The 15,212-nt window shown below is 63.2% G+C and carries 9 protein-coding genes; 8 read left to right on the top strand and 1 reads right to left on the bottom strand.

What is annotated here, in order from left to right; all coding sequences use genetic code 11:
* The first annotated feature begins 48 nt into the window (after positions 1-48).
* The gene (locus tag P8A24_RS08420; protein WP_278058301.1) at positions 49-1,539 is read left to right on the top strand and encodes an AlwI family type II restriction endonuclease; all 1,491 of its coding nucleotides are present in this window, start codon (positions 49-51) and stop codon (positions 1,537-1,539) included.
* Positions 1,540-1,694: 155 nt separating this feature from the next.
* Here the strand turns inward: P8A24_RS08420 and P8A24_RS08415 are convergent, their stop codons facing one another.
* Positions 1,695-3,080 carry a hypothetical protein gene (locus tag P8A24_RS08415; RefSeq protein ID WP_278058299.1) on the bottom strand — a complete coding sequence of 462 codons (1,386 nt, stop codon included), beginning with the start codon at positions 3,078-3,080 and terminating at the stop codon, positions 1,695-1,697.
* 98 nt (positions 3,081-3,178) lie between these two features.
* On the opposite strand from P8A24_RS08415, the gene P8A24_RS08410 reads away from it, so the two are divergent.
* The 7 genes from P8A24_RS08410 to P8A24_RS08380 are packed head-to-tail and all read left to right on the top strand — an operon-like array spanning position 3,179 to position 15,203.
* The gene (locus P8A24_RS08410; RefSeq protein ID WP_278058296.1) at positions 3,179-7,711 is read left to right on the top strand and encodes an Ig-like domain-containing protein; all 4,533 of its coding nucleotides are present in this window, start codon (positions 3,179-3,181) and stop codon (positions 7,709-7,711) included.
* A gap of 9 nt (positions 7,712-7,720) precedes the next feature.
* On the top strand, positions 7,721-8,671 hold the full coding sequence (locus tag P8A24_RS08405) for an AAA family ATPase (RefSeq protein WP_278058294.1): 951 nt from the start codon (positions 7,721-7,723) through the stop codon (positions 8,669-8,671).
* On the top strand, positions 8,668-9,804 hold the full coding sequence (locus P8A24_RS08400; RefSeq protein ID WP_278058292.1) for a DUF58 domain-containing protein: 1,137 nt from the start codon (positions 8,668-8,670) through the stop codon (positions 9,802-9,804). The genes P8A24_RS08405 and P8A24_RS08400 overlap by 4 nt, the downstream gene beginning before the upstream one ends.
* Entirely contained in the window at positions 9,801-12,008 is a 2,208-nt protein-coding gene (locus tag P8A24_RS08395) for a transglutaminase-like domain-containing protein (RefSeq protein ID WP_278058290.1), read from the top strand. Before P8A24_RS08400 ends, P8A24_RS08395 begins: the two co-directional genes overlap by 4 nt.
* Entirely contained in the window at positions 12,005-12,739 is a 735-nt protein-coding gene (locus tag P8A24_RS08390; protein ID WP_278058288.1) for a PP2C family protein-serine/threonine phosphatase, read from the top strand. The genes P8A24_RS08395 and P8A24_RS08390 overlap by 4 nt, the downstream gene beginning before the upstream one ends.
* Entirely contained in the window at positions 12,739-13,770 is a 1,032-nt protein-coding gene (locus tag P8A24_RS08385; RefSeq protein ID WP_278058286.1) for an FHA domain-containing protein, read from the top strand. The genes P8A24_RS08390 and P8A24_RS08385 overlap by 1 nt, the downstream gene beginning before the upstream one ends.
* On the top strand, positions 13,767-15,203 hold the full coding sequence (locus P8A24_RS08380; RefSeq protein ID WP_278058284.1) for a serine/threonine-protein kinase: 1,437 nt from the start codon (positions 13,767-13,769) through the stop codon (positions 15,201-15,203). The genes P8A24_RS08385 and P8A24_RS08380 overlap by 4 nt, the downstream gene beginning before the upstream one ends.
* Positions 15,204-15,212: the final 9 nt, after the last annotated feature.

Raw genomic sequence — 15,212 nt, 5'->3', positions numbered from 1 at the left:
GCGTCGGTTGCTCTAGGTAAGAAATGGTCAGGCAATCGGCCGCTTCAGATGGATTTCGAAGACGCCCTCGATCAGGCAAGCCTCAAACTGAATGGTGATTACATTGAGCGCAGTCGTGGCAAGGGCGGCTCTGGTGGGCGAACACATGCGGCTCTGTTGTCCTCGCTTGGCCTTTATTTCACAAATAAAGACGGTCTCACTTATCTGACGTGGGCTGGTCAAGATTTGGTTGATCAAAAAGATGCTCAACCGATCTTGACTCGCCAAGTCTTGGCGTTTCAGTTTCCTTCACCGTATTCAACAAGCATCAAGATTTCGTCGGAATTTAAGGTTCGCCCATTCGTCTTTTTATTGAAGCTTCTCAAACTTCCTACACTGAATCATTACTTAGCCGACGAGGAAGTAGCAGCTTTTGTTGTTCCCTACGCAACGAGTCATTCAGATAATAAGGTCCAGGAGATTGCTGACAAGATCAAAAAATATCGACAGGATGGCCAGTTGCCGAGTGATCTGGACAGCCGCACGGGTTCCACTAAGCCTGCGATAGAAGCTATTAAATCTGGTCAACGTCTTGGGGATATCGCAAACACGGCAATGAAGTGGTTGCAGTATACGGGGTTTGTTTCTGCAGTCCCCGGAACATCGGTTGGTCGTGACTCCCAAAAGACAGTGACTCAGCTGGTGTTAGCGGAAATCGAGGCGATCGATGAGGTAATCCGAGTTTGGGGAAGTAAACCTTTGCAGACGATTTCCGAAAGGCCGTCAGTTGAAGAGTGTGCCGCATTCCAAAGAACTTTTGGCCTCGGGCCGAACCACAAACGAGACAACCGACGTATTGAAAATGTCATTACTCAAAGCATGGAGAACCAGAAAGCTGCGATGGTTTCCGCAGCGATGCAGACGCTTTACAGCGCAACCTACGTTGTCGAAGTTGACGATCAAGTAATTGATCGTGTCTATGCGCATACGGGTATTGAACGGGCTGAGCTATCGAAGATTCTGCATGCGATGTTACCCACGCGTGCTGAAGCTCTTTCACAGTTCTTGTCGAGGTATCGTTCGATGGCCTTTTCTGGAACAGACCAGGCGATTGAATTCGAGGCAGCAACCTCAGAGATCATGGAGAAGGTATTCGGTTTTAAATCCAGGCATATTGGCCAACAAGGCACGGTCCCCGATGTTGAATTTAGTGATGGCAAGTTCACGGGAATTATTGATACCAAGGCGTATTCGGCCTACGATCTCGCATCTGACCATCAGTTGCGGATGATTACCAACTACATCCCGGCTTACGAAGATCTTGATGTATTCATGTATATCTCTGGAGGTTTTGCTTCAGCATTTGAAGCGCATTTAGCCAGCGTGATCGAGCGAAGTGAAGCACACGGGTCAGGGATCGGAATCATGCCGTGGATCAGGCTGATTCAGGGTTATCCCGGTTCTGGGAAGAGTCATGGCGACTTGATTCGCCTGTGGGGTCTCGGCAGAGAAATTACCATGGTCGATGTGAAGGAGTTTTTCGAGCCAGTAGCTGCGTAACGCAGTTGCCTGCAGTCACGGGCGCAGGCGGCGCGTCGCAGGCGACTTGGGGTTAGCGAGCGCGTGGCGCCAGACACGCGCCTCGAGCGCGGGGTCCCCACTTGTCGCCGGAGATGCGCCGGCGGAGCCCGCCCGACGTCGGGGCGCGAGTTTCGCTAGAACGGGCTGTTTCCGGCGGCTTCGGCCATCGCCTTGAGGACCTCGTCGGAGGGGAAGCCTATCTTTTCCCAGCGTGGGGGCCACACGTTCTCCACGCGTCGGAAGCCGTCGGGCCACAGGTCGCGGGCGACGTGCGCGGGCACTGATACTCGCACGGCCGGCGTTTCGTCCCATGGCATCGGGCCGCGCTCGCGGGCGAAGGTGATGTAGTCCGTTTCGGGGATAGACCCGACGCCGGTGCCCGCATCCCACACGGCTTCGCTCACGGCGCTGCCGCCGCGCAACCGGCGCACGTCAAAATCGACGAGTTCGCCGAGCTCACCCCAGGCGCGCATCGCGCGCACCTGGCCGGCATAGATGCGGGAGCGGAAGTATCCACGCAGGTCAGCGAGCACGTTGGCGACGTCGGAGCCGGGGAAGGGCACCCATTCGCGCCAGCCGTCTGCCGCAACGGTGTGCGGTAGCGGGTAGACGGCGTCACCTGATTCGCGCTGCTCAAACAAGAGCCGGAAGAACTCGTGAAGGTGCGGATCGTCCGCGAACACGATGTAGAGTTTGGTGCGCGAAGCGGGCACGAAGAGCGGGATGTCTCCCGGGCGCTCTGAGGCGAGACGATCGGCGACCTCCTGCATCATGTCCAAATCCGAAAACCACGACACTTCGTAGTTCATGGGCGCCATAAACGCGAGCACCTGCGCGCCCGCAACCTCAGTGATCGCGATTTCCACGGTGCCGCGCAGCGAGCCGGTGAGGTGGCGAAGCGTCACCACGGATTCGGCGAGAATCTCGCCGATGGGGCGATCGTCATCCGACAGACCCGAATAGTAGACGGGGTGGATAGAGTTCGGCAGATCATAGGCCAGCCCAACAGCCACGAAATCGGTGAGCGGCACGTGCACCAGAGGATCGGCTTGCGTGGACGGGTTGATGAAATAGTCCGCGGCTCGCACGATCGGCACGATCGGCGTGGAGGGCGTGATTTCGTCCTCGTCTGCCGACGCCGAAGCGTCTGTTTCGTCGCCGGAAAAGTTTGCGGGGTGCCCCGGATGGTTGCGTGCACCGCCAAAGCCGAGCACAGGAGGACTGTGCGGCCCACGCGCCCCGGGTGCACCGGCGTCGTCGGGATTGTCGCCGCGATCGAGAGAATCTTCGGAAACCTGGGGCTCTTTCGCCTGCGAAATACCAATATCGATCAGGCGCGAAAGGAGAGCCTGGCGCACCTCGAGAGGCGCGTCCGCTTTGATCATGGAGCCCGGGCGGAAGCGGAACGTGCGCCCGTCCGATAACAGCACGTCGAGCCACTCGCCGTGTGAAGACACGAGCGCCCCGGCGAGGGAAGGGTGCATCGTCGCGAACTGGTGAGCCCATTCCATGAAATCCATACGCCTATTGTCTCACGTTAAGCAGGTCTCACGTAGTTCAACTTCGGCCACCCGCCCGCTAAAATTAGACTTTATGCACACTCATCCAGGTTTCACGCATGCTTGGTAAAAACCAGCTTGGAAAGAAGATCGCGTCACTCGTTGCGGGTGGCGCTGTTCTCGCTACCTGGGCGGTGGCCGCGATCTGGCATGGCGGTATCCCCGCACAGCAGGTCGATTTGGCGGATTCTGGCGTGTGGGTTACCAACACCCGCAACCAGATGGTGGGGCACGTGAACTATCCGTCGATGGCGTTGGACGCACAGCTACGTACGCCGTCGGGAACATTCGACGTGGCCCAGCAGGGCGATCAGGTGTTGTTCCAGGATTTGGCGGCAAATTCGGTGGCGGCGGTGGATCCGGCGTCGGCCACGTTCAAAGCGTCGAGCGGGCTGGGCGAGGCGCCGGTGTCGATGCTCGGCGGCGGGCAGGTCGCGGCCTACAACCCGACGTCGGGAACCGTGTGGAAGGCGCCGTTCGGCGCCCAAGCGAGCTTGGGGAGCGAGGCGACAGTTGCGGCCACGGCCCTCCCCAAAGGCGACGTCGTGATCACCGCCGACGGCGAGCTCCACGGCGCGTCCCCGATCACCCGCAAGTGGGTGGCAGGCGAGAAAACCTACCAGCTACCCAGCGAAGTGCGCTACAACCACGATCTTCAAGTGAGCGCTGTTGGAGAGCATTCGGTGGTGCTCGATAAGACCACTGGCTCGGTATACCTGGACGGCGGGAAGCGCGAGGTGCGTATTGGTGGCTCGAAGCTCACGCTCCAACAGCCCGGCCCGGATTCGGACACTGTGCTGGTTGCCTCCGATAGTGCGCTACTGAAGGTCGAGGTGGCCACGGGAACGGTGCTCGCCACATCGGCGTCGGCGGACGATACGCCCGCGAAACCGGGCGTTCCAACGCGCCCCGTGTTCCACGGGGGCTGCGCGTACGGCGCGTGGGGCGCAACGGGCGTGTATGTTCGCGACTGCCCGGGTGCGGACGACGACCAGGCGAAGGCGGCGGAATCGCTGCGCGATTCGCAAGCAGCCGTGTTCCGCACGAACCGCGAAGCGATCGTACTCAACGATACGACGACGGGGCGCGTGTGGCTCCCAGACGAAAACATGCAGATCGTCGACGATTGGGACACCACCGAAACCGATAAAGACAACTCGGAGAGTTCCCAGAAGCGCTCGAATTCGACGTCGAACGAGGCCGTGAATCCCAAGCAGCAGGAGGAGAACCGGGCGCCAGAGGCACAGCCGGACGCGTTCGGAGTGCGCGCGGGCCAGGTGGCCACGCTGCCGGTGTTGCTCAACGATTCAGATCCGGACGGCGATGTGCTGTCGGTGGCACTGAAGAAGGAGCCGAGTTTCGGCCGTGTGATGCCGATTCGTGGCAGCCGTGCCTTCCAGGTGGAGGTGCCGGCAGACGCGAGTGGTGCAACGAACTTCACGTATGAGGTCAGTGACGGGCGCGGAGGGAAAGCGCAGGCCACCGTCTCGCTGACGGTTCATCCTCCGGAGCAGAACTTACCTCCGCGCCAGGTGGTGAACACGGCGACCCGCATGGCTTCCGGTGGTCGCGCTTCGGCGTCGGTGCTCGACGATTGGATCGATCCGGATGGCGATCCGATCTACCTGGCGAGTGCCGGCCCAGCAGAGAAGCTCACGATCATGTGGAGCCGCGAGGGTTCGGTGGATCTCGCCGACGACGGACACGCCCCCGGCACTGTCTCTATTCCGCTTGGCGTTTCTGACGGCACGCTGACAGGCACGGGTAGCCTTGCACTGGAAATGTTGAGTGGCGATAACGCGCCGACGGCGAACGCGGACGCTGTACAGGTTGCGGTTGGCGTTCCGGCCACGTTCTCGCCGCTGGAGAACGATGCCGATCCGAACGGCGATACGTTGCGTGTGGTGTCGCTGGGGGCGCTCCCGGATGGCCTTGTGGCGAACCTGGATCCGGCGCGCGGAACGTTGCGCGTGAGCGCAGAACGGCCGGGCACGTTCTATTTCACGTATTCGATGACGGACGGGAAATCGTCGGCGACGGGCAAGGTGCGCGTGGATGCGCTCGATCCGCAAGAGGCGGGTGCCCCGGTTCCAGAGATGGACCTAGCGGTCCTGTCTGAGGATTCGATTGTGGTCGATCCGTTGGCGAACGATTGGGATCCGACGGCGGGCGTTCTCACGCTGACGGGCGTGAACGCACCCGATGGTGTACGCGTGCAGATGATGGGCCAGCAGTTTGTGCGGGTGAGTTCTGATAAACCGCTCACGGGTCCGGTTCGCGTGGAGTACACGGTGTCGAATGGGCGCCAGAGCGCCAAGGGCATGATCGTTGTGGTTCCGGGCGATCCGCGTGCGGACGAGCCGCCGATCGCGTTGCCGGATTCGCTGACGGTTCGCGCCGGCGACGTCGGCGCTGTGAACGTGGTAGCGAACGATATTTCGCGCCTGCCGCTGGAAGTCACGGCAGTGGAGGGTTTGCCCGCTGACGCCGGGGAGCTGTTTTCGGGTGAGCACGACGTGCGTGTGAGGGCCGTGAAGGCTGGTCAGTACGAGTTGTCGTACACGGCGGCGGACGAGCGTGGCCGGCGCGCGAAGGCGAAGGTTGCGCTGACGGTGCTGGACGCGAACGACAACGCCGCGCCGACGCCGGTGGATCTGGTGGCGCGTACTCGCGCTGGTAGCCAGGTGGCGATTAGGGTTCCGCTTTCCGGTATTGATTCCGACGGCGATTCGGTGCAACTGTCGCGCATCGTCTCGAATCCTACGAAGGGTCGGGCAACAGTGAACGCGGACGGCACGATCACGTATGCGGCGAACGGTAATGCTTTCGGCACTGACACGTTCAGGTACGAGGTGACAGACCGCCGTGGCAAGAGCGCAACGGCGAACGTGCGAGTTGGCGTGGCGCCGGCGTCGGACGAAAACCAGGCGCCGGTTGCGGGAGCGGACGTGGTCAGCGTGCGCCCGGGTGCGCGCGTGGAAGCTCCGGTCCTCGTCAACGACGTCGATCCGGATCTGGATCCGATCGCACTGGTCAATGGTGGGGCGAATTCAGGCAAGGCAGGGTTCACGGTGAAGGAGATTGCGGGCGGCCGGCTCGCATTTACTGCACCGAAGGAGGAAGGCTCCTACCCGGTGCGTTACGAGATTGCGGACGCGCGTGGCGGGCGCGCCACCGGCGTGCTCACCGTGAACGTCAGCGCGAACGCGCCCAAGCTCGCTCCGCGCCCACAAGACGATTTCCCACAAATCACTGGCACGCCCACCGAAATCACGGTCGAAGTGTTGGAAAACGATCTCGATCCGGACGGTGCTGCCTCACAACTGACGGTGGCGAGTAAGGATGAGGGCACCCGCGTGGATGGCAGCTCGCTCGTGATCACCCTCCAGGCTCAGCCGCGCCCGGTGGTCTACACGGTCACCGACGTCGACGGCCTCACCGGCTCGGCCGTGGTCTGGGTACCAGGCCTGGTCGCCGAGAAACCACAGGTCAACGAGGAAGCGACTCCGCGCCTCGTCGACGGCGCCGTGATTGTGCTACGTGCAGGCCAGAGCATCGATTCGAACGTCAACGTCTACATCGACCCAGACGTGACGATCGACGGTCAGGTCAGCGCTGGAAACGGCATCACGGCCTCGGGCACCGGGGCGTCGCTGACGGTGCGTGCCGACGCCGGCTACTCGGGAACAACGCAAGTGAGCGTTGGCGTGGTCAGCGCTGCTGGCAAGCGTGCAACGATCTCGATCCCCGTGCGTGTGGAAGCTGAGGGAGAAACGAACCGGCCACCGGTTGTCGGCACGGCCACCGCGCAGGTGGTGGGCGGCGGAAATCCCGTCACGCTTAACCTGACCTCGATGGCGAACGATCCGGATTCGGACAACCTCACGTACCGCGTGGAAGGCGTGCCTGCCGGAGTGAACGCCCAGCTCAACGGTTCGACGTTGCGAATCTCGGCCGCGGAAGGTGCCAGCAGCGGCGCGATCCGCGTGGTCGTTTCCGACGGCACGTCGACGTCGTCGGGAAGCGTGAACGTCACCGTCCTCGAGCAAGAAAAGCCGCGCCTTGGCGTGGGCACAGCCTCCGAACAGGTGCGCCGCGGGCAGTCCGTCACGGTGGACGTGAACTCGCTGGTGTCGAACCCGTTCCCCACCGCGCCAACGATCGTCGCCGCGAACGGCGGCAACGGCGTGCGCGTGTCCGTGCGCGGCACCCGCCTTGTGATCACCCCGATCGCGGTGGGCCAGTTCCAGGTGAAGTTCACCCTGCGTGACGCCACAGGGGATTCCGCCCGCGACGTCTCCTCCGTGGTGTATGTCGATTCCGTGGACGTTCCCGACGCCCCGCGCCAGGTGGTCGCCCAGCTGAACGGCAACACGGCCACCGTGAGCTTCACGCCAGGTGGCCTCGGTGGCTCCTCGCTGACCTCCGCGGTGATCACCGACCTCAACCAAGGCGACTCGGTGGAGTGCGTGCCAGGCCAGGTGTGCCGCATGCCCGCACGAACCCCGGGCTCCCACCAGTTCCAAGTGATTTTGTACAACGCTATTGGCGCCTCCGCACCGGCGGTTTCGCGCCCGCTGATTATCGAATAAGGAAAAACGATGAACGAACAGATGAACGCAGAAACGTTCGCGCAGACCTTCGAAGAGATCGCCGCCAACGTGGGGCGTGCCGTGCTCGGCAAGAAGGACGTGATCCGCCTGGCGCTCACCGCGATGATGGCGCGCGGGCACCTCCTCATCGAGGACGCGCCAGGAACCGGTAAGACGGCGCTCGCCCGCGCGATCGCCGCATCGATCGATTCCACCGCCTCGCGTATCCAGTTCACCCCGGATTTGCTGCCGTCGGATATTACGGGCGTGACCATGTACGACCAGCTCGCCGGCAAGTGGGAGTTCCATCCTGGCCCGATCTTCGCCCAGGTGGTGCTCGCGGACGAAATTAACCGCGCCTCGCCGAAAACACAGTCGGCGCTGCTGGAAGTGATGGAAGAAGGTCACGTCACCGTGGACGGCACCGCCTATCCGGCGTCGCGCCCGTTCATGGTGATCGCCACCCAGAACCCGATCGAGCAGGCGGGCACGTACCCGCTGCCCGAAGCGCAGCTAGATCGTTTCCTGATGAAGATCGAGGTGGGTTTCCCGCCGGCGAGCGTGGGCGTGGCGGTGCTGTCGGGCGCAAATATCGCCGACCGTGCGAGCGAGCTTTCCCCGGTGGTGGATGCGGATACTGTGAATACGATGATCGACGCAGCGGCAAACGTTCACGCCTCCGATGAGCTGCTCGCATTCGTGTGGGCATTGGCGCAGGCCACCCGTGAGGATCCGGAGGCGCGCCTGGGCGTGTCGATCCGTGGCGCGCTCGCGATGGTGCGGGCCGCGAAAGTGTGGGCCGGCGTTGAGGGGCGCGATTACGTGATCCCTGACGACGTTTTGGCGCTTGTCTCCCACGTGTGGGAGCACAGGATTGTGCTCGATCCGGACGCCCAGTTCTCGGGCGCGACGGCGGCGGGCGTGCTCGAGCGCGCGATCGCGAAGGTGCCGGCGCCGTGAGAAGACTGACCCCGCTGGGGTGGGGAGTCGCGTTGGCTTCAGTGTTCGGTTGGGTTGCCGGCTGGGCGCTGGGCTGGGTCGAGTTGATCGGCATGGGAGTCTTCACCCTCGTTTTGCTTGTGTTGGCCTGGGTTGCCTCGTTGGGGCGCAGCTCGCTGGCGGCCGAGATCGAGTTGGCAACGGTGCGCGTGGTTGCGGGCGCGAGCGGCGTGGGCGAGTTGAAGGTTCGCAACACGGGTTCGCGCAAGTCGCGCGCAGTGTGGCTCGAGTTGCCCGTGGGGCAGGGCTCGTCCATGTTCGCGATCCCGCGTCTGGCCCCTGGAGAGAGCCACGACGCCGTGTTCACGATCCCGACGACGAGGCGCGGCATGGTGCAGATCGGGCCGGTGAGTTCGGTGCGTTCCGATCCGATCGGTTTGGTGTACACGCGCGAGCCGCTGTCGGGGAGCGAAGAGTTTTTTGTGCATCCCAAGCGTGCCGCGGTGGCGTTGCGTGCGCTCGGCTTTTTGAAGGACGTCGAAGGGCGCGCGAGCCGTGAACTGTCCAGTTCCGACGTGTCATTCCGTGCGCTTCGCGGATATGTTCCCGGCGATCCGCGCAGGGCGATCCATTGGAAGACGTCAGCGCGCAAGGGCACGTTGATGGTGCGCGAGTTCGACGATACTCGCCGCTCACACATGCTGGTTGTGTTGGATTCTGCGCCGCAGAATTGGGCCAGCGACGACGAGTTCGAGCTTGGTGTATCGCTGGCGGCGTCGATCGCGGCAACGGAGATTAACGAGGAACGTATCGCGCAGGTGGCGTTTGCTGGCGAACTGCTCGCAGATCCCACTCCGATGCGGTTGATGGATTCGTTCACGATGGTGGAACGCACGCCTGCAACCACATTTGTCGCTGGCGTTTCCGACGCCGTGACGCACGTTCCGGGCGCATCTGTGATTGTGCTTGTGACGGGCCAGAATACGGCGCGCGAGGAGGTTCGTGCGGCTCTGGCGACGGTGCCAGCCGGCGCCAGAGCCGTGGTGGTGCGTGCCGGCGCTCACACTGAATTGTCGGATCTTGTGGGGGTGCCCGTGTTGGGCATCGAGAACCTTCAGATCGCTCCGCTTGCTGCAGCGAAGGCGGTGCGATGAAACCGAAACCACGTAATGTACAAAATGCTCTCGTCGTGATGGTTCTTCTGGCCCTCGCGTCGGTGTTCCACGAAGATGTTTTTGGTGGCGCAACCGGATTCGGCGCCGCCTTCGGCGGCGCCGCGGTGGGCGCCTTGGCGGCCTGGATTTCTTATCTGATCGCCGCAGGTTTCTTTCCGACGCTGATGATGGCCACCGCAGGCTATTTCCTGTTCGGCACCGCGCTCGCCCTTCCACAGCTCGGGATTTACGCGGTGATCCCCACCCCGCTGTCGCTGAAAACGTTGGCGGTTCAAGCGGTGACCTCGTGGAAGGATCTCCTGACCCTGATCCCGCCCGCCTCCAACTATGTTGGCCCCTCCGTGTTGCCCTATATTGTTGGCCTGTGTGCTGGGCTCGCTGCGATCTCTGCAACGTTGCGTTTCCACCACAGCGAGTGGGCGCTGATGCCGATCGCCGCGCACGCCCTCGTCGGCATGGCCTTCAGCGTTCGAGCCGGAGAGCACCCGGTGATCGGCGCCGTCGGTGGCGGAATCGCGATGGTCTGGGCCGCCTACCTCTCTTTCCGCCGCAAAACCATCGCGGGCGAGTTGTCGGTTGGTGATCCGAGCGCGCTCATGCGCCGCGGTTTCGCCGGCGGCACTGTGATGGTCGTGCTCGCTCTCGTCGCCGCACTCGTGGCGGCGCCCGCACTCACTGGCCCGCGCATCGTGGCCCGCAACTATATTCAGCCGCAGATCGACCTCCACGATGTGCCCACCCCGCTTGCGAACTTCCGCTCATACGTCGACACCAACAAAGATCAGGTGATGTTCAAAGTTTCCGGCCTGAAAGTCGGCTCACGCGTGCGCCTGGCTGCGCTCGACCAGTACGACGGCATCATCTATTCGATCGGTTCGCCGAAGGGCGGCACCGGCTTCATGCATCCGCACGAGCCGATTGCCACCGCGCCGTCGGGAGCTGAAACCGAGAAAATCACGATTGACGTCGAGAGCTATCGTGGTGTGTGGATTCCTGGCGGCGAGCTCCTTGACGTGGCGTTCGAATCCCCGAACGCCACGAAACTCGACGCCTCCCTCATGTACTCTGCCTCCGCGCACACCGCAGTGGTGATGGAAGGTCTCACCAAAGGCGACCGTGTCACCACAACCAGCCTCGTTTCCACGCCCGCTTCAGATAAGGTCCTCGCCGGCGAACCAGTAGCCGACATTATGATGCCGCCGCTGGTTGGCGTGCCCGAAAAAGTTGGAGCCTTTGCCCGCCAGATCGCCGCAGACGCACCCGACGCGATCACCGCAGCGCGCACTATCGAAAAATATCTCCACGAAGAGGGCTACTATTCCGACCCAACCAGCCCGCGCCTGGGCCGCCCCGGCCACCGTGCCGCGCGCATCAACGACATGCTCAACGCCCCCGAACTGATCGGCGACGACGAACAATACTCGGTCCTCATGGCGCTTATGGCGCGCTCGCTCGGCTACCCGGCCCGCGTCGTTGCCGGCTTCTATCCGGAAAAGAACCCAGGCGGAACGTTCGAAATCCGCGGAACGGACGCCCACGCGTGGGTAGAAATCGCGTTCGCCGAATCCGGCTGGGTGCCTTTTGATCCGGCCCCGAACCGCGATCAGGTGTTGCGCACCGCCGTCCCGATGGCGGATCCGGACCCGGCGCCGCGAGTGCTCCAGCCGCCGTCGCCGCAAAAGAACCCGGCCGAGTTCCAGCCGGAAGTTGCTGATCCGCAAACCCCCGACGAGCACACCGACCAGCCCACGATCCTGTGGACAGTCCTCGGCTCGCTGTTCGTGCTCATCGCGCTCCTCGCCCCGTTTGTGGCGATTCGCGTGGCAAAGCGGCTTGCGCGCAGACGGCTGCGTTACCGGCCCGACGTCGGCGGCCGTATCGTCGGCGCGTGGGAAGACACGCTCGCGCTCGCACGCGACGCCGGCTTCCCGATCGCCATCGGAACGCGTACCAACGTCGCCGAGAAACTCGAGGAATACACCCCCGACGGCGAGGCTGGGACGTTCCGTGCGCTTGCACGTGCGGCCGACGCCGCAATATTCTCGGGTCACGACATGTCGCAAACAGAGGTGGATGGCGCCTGGACGTTGAACGAGGCTGCCAAGGAGCGCCTCGCCGCGAATTCGCGCAGGAGTCGGATCCGGCGAGCGATCTCATTAGCAGGTTTGAGGAGGCGAAAATGATCGACACCACCCACGGCGTGGCATCGGATCGTGGCGTTCGTGAAGTGAACGAAGATTCGGTGCTCGCACACTGGCCGGTTTTCGCCGTCGCCGACGGCGTTGGCGGGCACGCTGGTGGGGCCGAAGCGTCGTCCGCCGTGGTGAGCGCCCTTGCAAAGATCGCCCAGGCCGAGCGCCTTGAGGACGTACAAAATGCCCTCGACGAGGCACGTTTCGCCGTGGAACACCTGGGTTTCCGCGGGAAGGCTCCAGGTTCGACGGCGTCCGGCCTCGTGCTGTCGGATACGGATCCGGCGCGTGCATTCATCTTCAACGTGGGCGATTCGCGCACCTACCTGTTGCGCGCCCGCTCGCTCCTGCAGGTGACGAAGGACCATTCGTTCGTCCAGGAGCTGGTGGACGAGGGCGTGATGAGTTCCGACGAGGCCCGCGTTTCGGGGCGGCGCAACATTATTACCCGCGCGATCGGCGCCGGCTCGCCGGACCGCCGTGTGGACTATTTCGAAGTGTCAGTGGCGATCGGCGATCGGTTCTTGGTGTGTACTGACGGCGTGTGCGGCACTCTGCCTCCGAACCAGATCCGAGAGATCCTCGAAAATAGCACCGACGCCGAGGCGGCGGCCCGAGCTCTCGTGGCGGCGGCGCTCGCGGCTGGCTCGCTCGACAATGCCTCGGCGGTTGTTGTGGACATTGTCGGCGTTTCCCCGGTGTCCGAGGCGGGGGTGGCCTGATGCGGGCGCGCTGGTATGAGGGAGGATACTTGGCGGCGGTTGCGCCGGCGGGTGCATTGCTGATCGCGACGGACGTGGATGTGACCGAGTTTTACCACGCGCTTGCAGGCGGAGCGAGTTTCAACCGTGTGTTGGATCTGCTCCGACGCCGGTGGTCGAGCACCGTGATGCCCGCGTTTGCGCTGGTCGTACACGAAGGAAACGACGTGCGCGTGGCAGTGCGCGGCGGAATCACGGTGATGCACGCCGGTGAGGTGGTGCGCGCTTCGCGACACGTGGCCTTGTGGGCCGAGGATCGCCTGGCAGTTGGCTCGTTCACGCTCGGCTCCCCAACCCAGCGAGCTTTTCCTGTGAATTCGGGCGTGGTGCCGGCCGGTGCGATCGATATTGATTTCACGCTTACTCCTACGATTCGCGTCGATTTCGATGTGCCGACCTCCGATAACCTCGCGATGACACTCGACCCGGAAGCGGCCGAGGAACTTGTTGACGAATTCGAAGAGTATCGGGCCAAGAAAGAAGAACCTGTCCGCGCCCGCCGCGCACCGACGTCGGCGGAAGCAGACTCGGTGCACAAGGCCCACGAAGGGCAGGTGCTCGCCGCGCGCTGCGAGTTCGGCCACCCCAACTCGCCCACGTCCGTCTACTGCCGGATCTGTGGCGCGACCGTTGGGGAAGAAACTGAGTGGATCGACCCGCCCGTGCTTGGGCGGCTCATCACGAACACAGGCACGTCTGTACCCGTCTATCGTGACATTGTGATCGGGCGTGATCCTGTGCGGCAAGCTGGCCAGCATCCCACGCTCCTGCCCGTGACTAGTCCAAATAAGCAGGTCTCGCGCACACACGCCGCCGTGATCGTCACCGGCTGGGCGATGCGCGTGATCGATCTTGAAAGCGGAAACGGAACTTACCTGTTGCGCCCAGGCGAGCAGCCTGCCCGCGTTTCCACCACAACCGCTACGCGCCTGCTTGACGGCGACGTCCTCGACCTCGGTGACGGCGTACGAATCGAGGTGAGAATCCAATGAGGAAGCCAGCAACCGCGCCCATCATTCCAGGCGCAACCTACCTCGAGTACGTGGCATCGGGCGGATTCGCCGACGTTTACCTCTACGAGCAGACCACGCCCCGGCGTCGCGTCGCCATCAAAGTGACCCAACGCGGGCTCGAACCGGAACGCAAAGCCGCATTCCGCCGCGAAGCAGATATTCAGGCGCGAGTCTCCGGCCACCCAAATATCGCGAACGTGTTCGGGGCTGGCGAAACCCACGACGGGCGCCTGTACATGATGATGGAATACTGCCCGCCGCCGTCGCTGGCAGAGATCGTCGCCGACAAGCCACTCTCACTCGCCAAAGCGCTCGAACTCGGGATCCAGCTCGCCGCAGCGGTCGAAGCGATGCACCGCGCCGGCGTCGTCCATCGCGACATTAAGCCCGCGAACATTCTCTTCACCTCGTACGGCACGCCTGTACTCACCGATTTTGGTATCGCCCACGTCCTCGACGAGCCCGCCACGCCCGCCGTCGGCTTCTCCGTGCCGTGGGCGCCGCCGGAACAGGCGCTCGGCGAAGGCGACGTCGGAGTGGCAGGCGATGTGTACTCCCTCGCGGCGACGATCTATACGGCGCTCGTCGGGCATGCGCCGTTCACGCTCGTCGGTGGAGATAATTCCGAAGTCGCCACGATGAAGCGCGTGCTCAGTGCGCCTGTACCGTCGCTCGGTAGCGACGTCCCACCCGAGCTTTCCCGCGCGCTTGCCACCGCGATGGCGAAAGACCCTGCCTCGCGCTTCGGCTCCGCGCTCGAACTTGCCTACGCGCTCGGCGCGATCCAAGAAAAGCTCGGCGAAGTCCCCACCCCGATCGAGGTGCCCAGCTACGCGCAGTCCGCCGTCACCACGAACCGCAGCACCGACGTCGACGCCGACGCCACTCGCGCCGCCGTCCACCGAATCGACTTCGGCCCCGAAACTGTGCCCGTTCCTACGCGCGCCGGCGAACATGACACGCGCCCCTCGCCGCGGGCCACGCATCGCCCGCTCACAGCAAAAGACCGCAAACTCAGGCGCCGCGTGAGCGCCGCCGTCGCAGGATCGCTCGCCATTGTGTCGGTCGTCGCGGGTATTGCTTTCTCTACCCGCGGAGGGGGTACAGTAGAACCCCAGCCGAGCCAAACGTACACAACAGGGGCAGACCCAATTGCAACCCACGTTGTGCCCGTCGCTAACCTCCAAGGTAAACTGAATGGAACGCACGTCACCTTCACATGGGAATACCCGGAGGCGGGCTACTCGTTCCTCGTCAAACCGCAAGGCGAAGGAAAACTGCAAACGGTCAAAGAGAAAACGGCCACCGTCGCAGCTATGCAGGCCGCAACCTGTGTGGAAGTGACAGCGCTCGCGCCCAGCGGGCAAGAATCCTCACCGGCGTCGCTCTGCGTCGCCGGTGAGGGGAAATGAAAGGAGCAG

Source organism: Arcanobacterium wilhelmae, assembly GCF_029632765.1.
Taxonomy (GTDB): Bacteria; Actinomycetota; Actinomycetes; order Actinomycetales; family Actinomycetaceae; genus Arcanobacterium; species Arcanobacterium wilhelmae.
The sequence above is the reverse complement of the archived record's forward strand: the minus strand, read 5'-3'. Positions and strand labels throughout refer to the sequence as shown.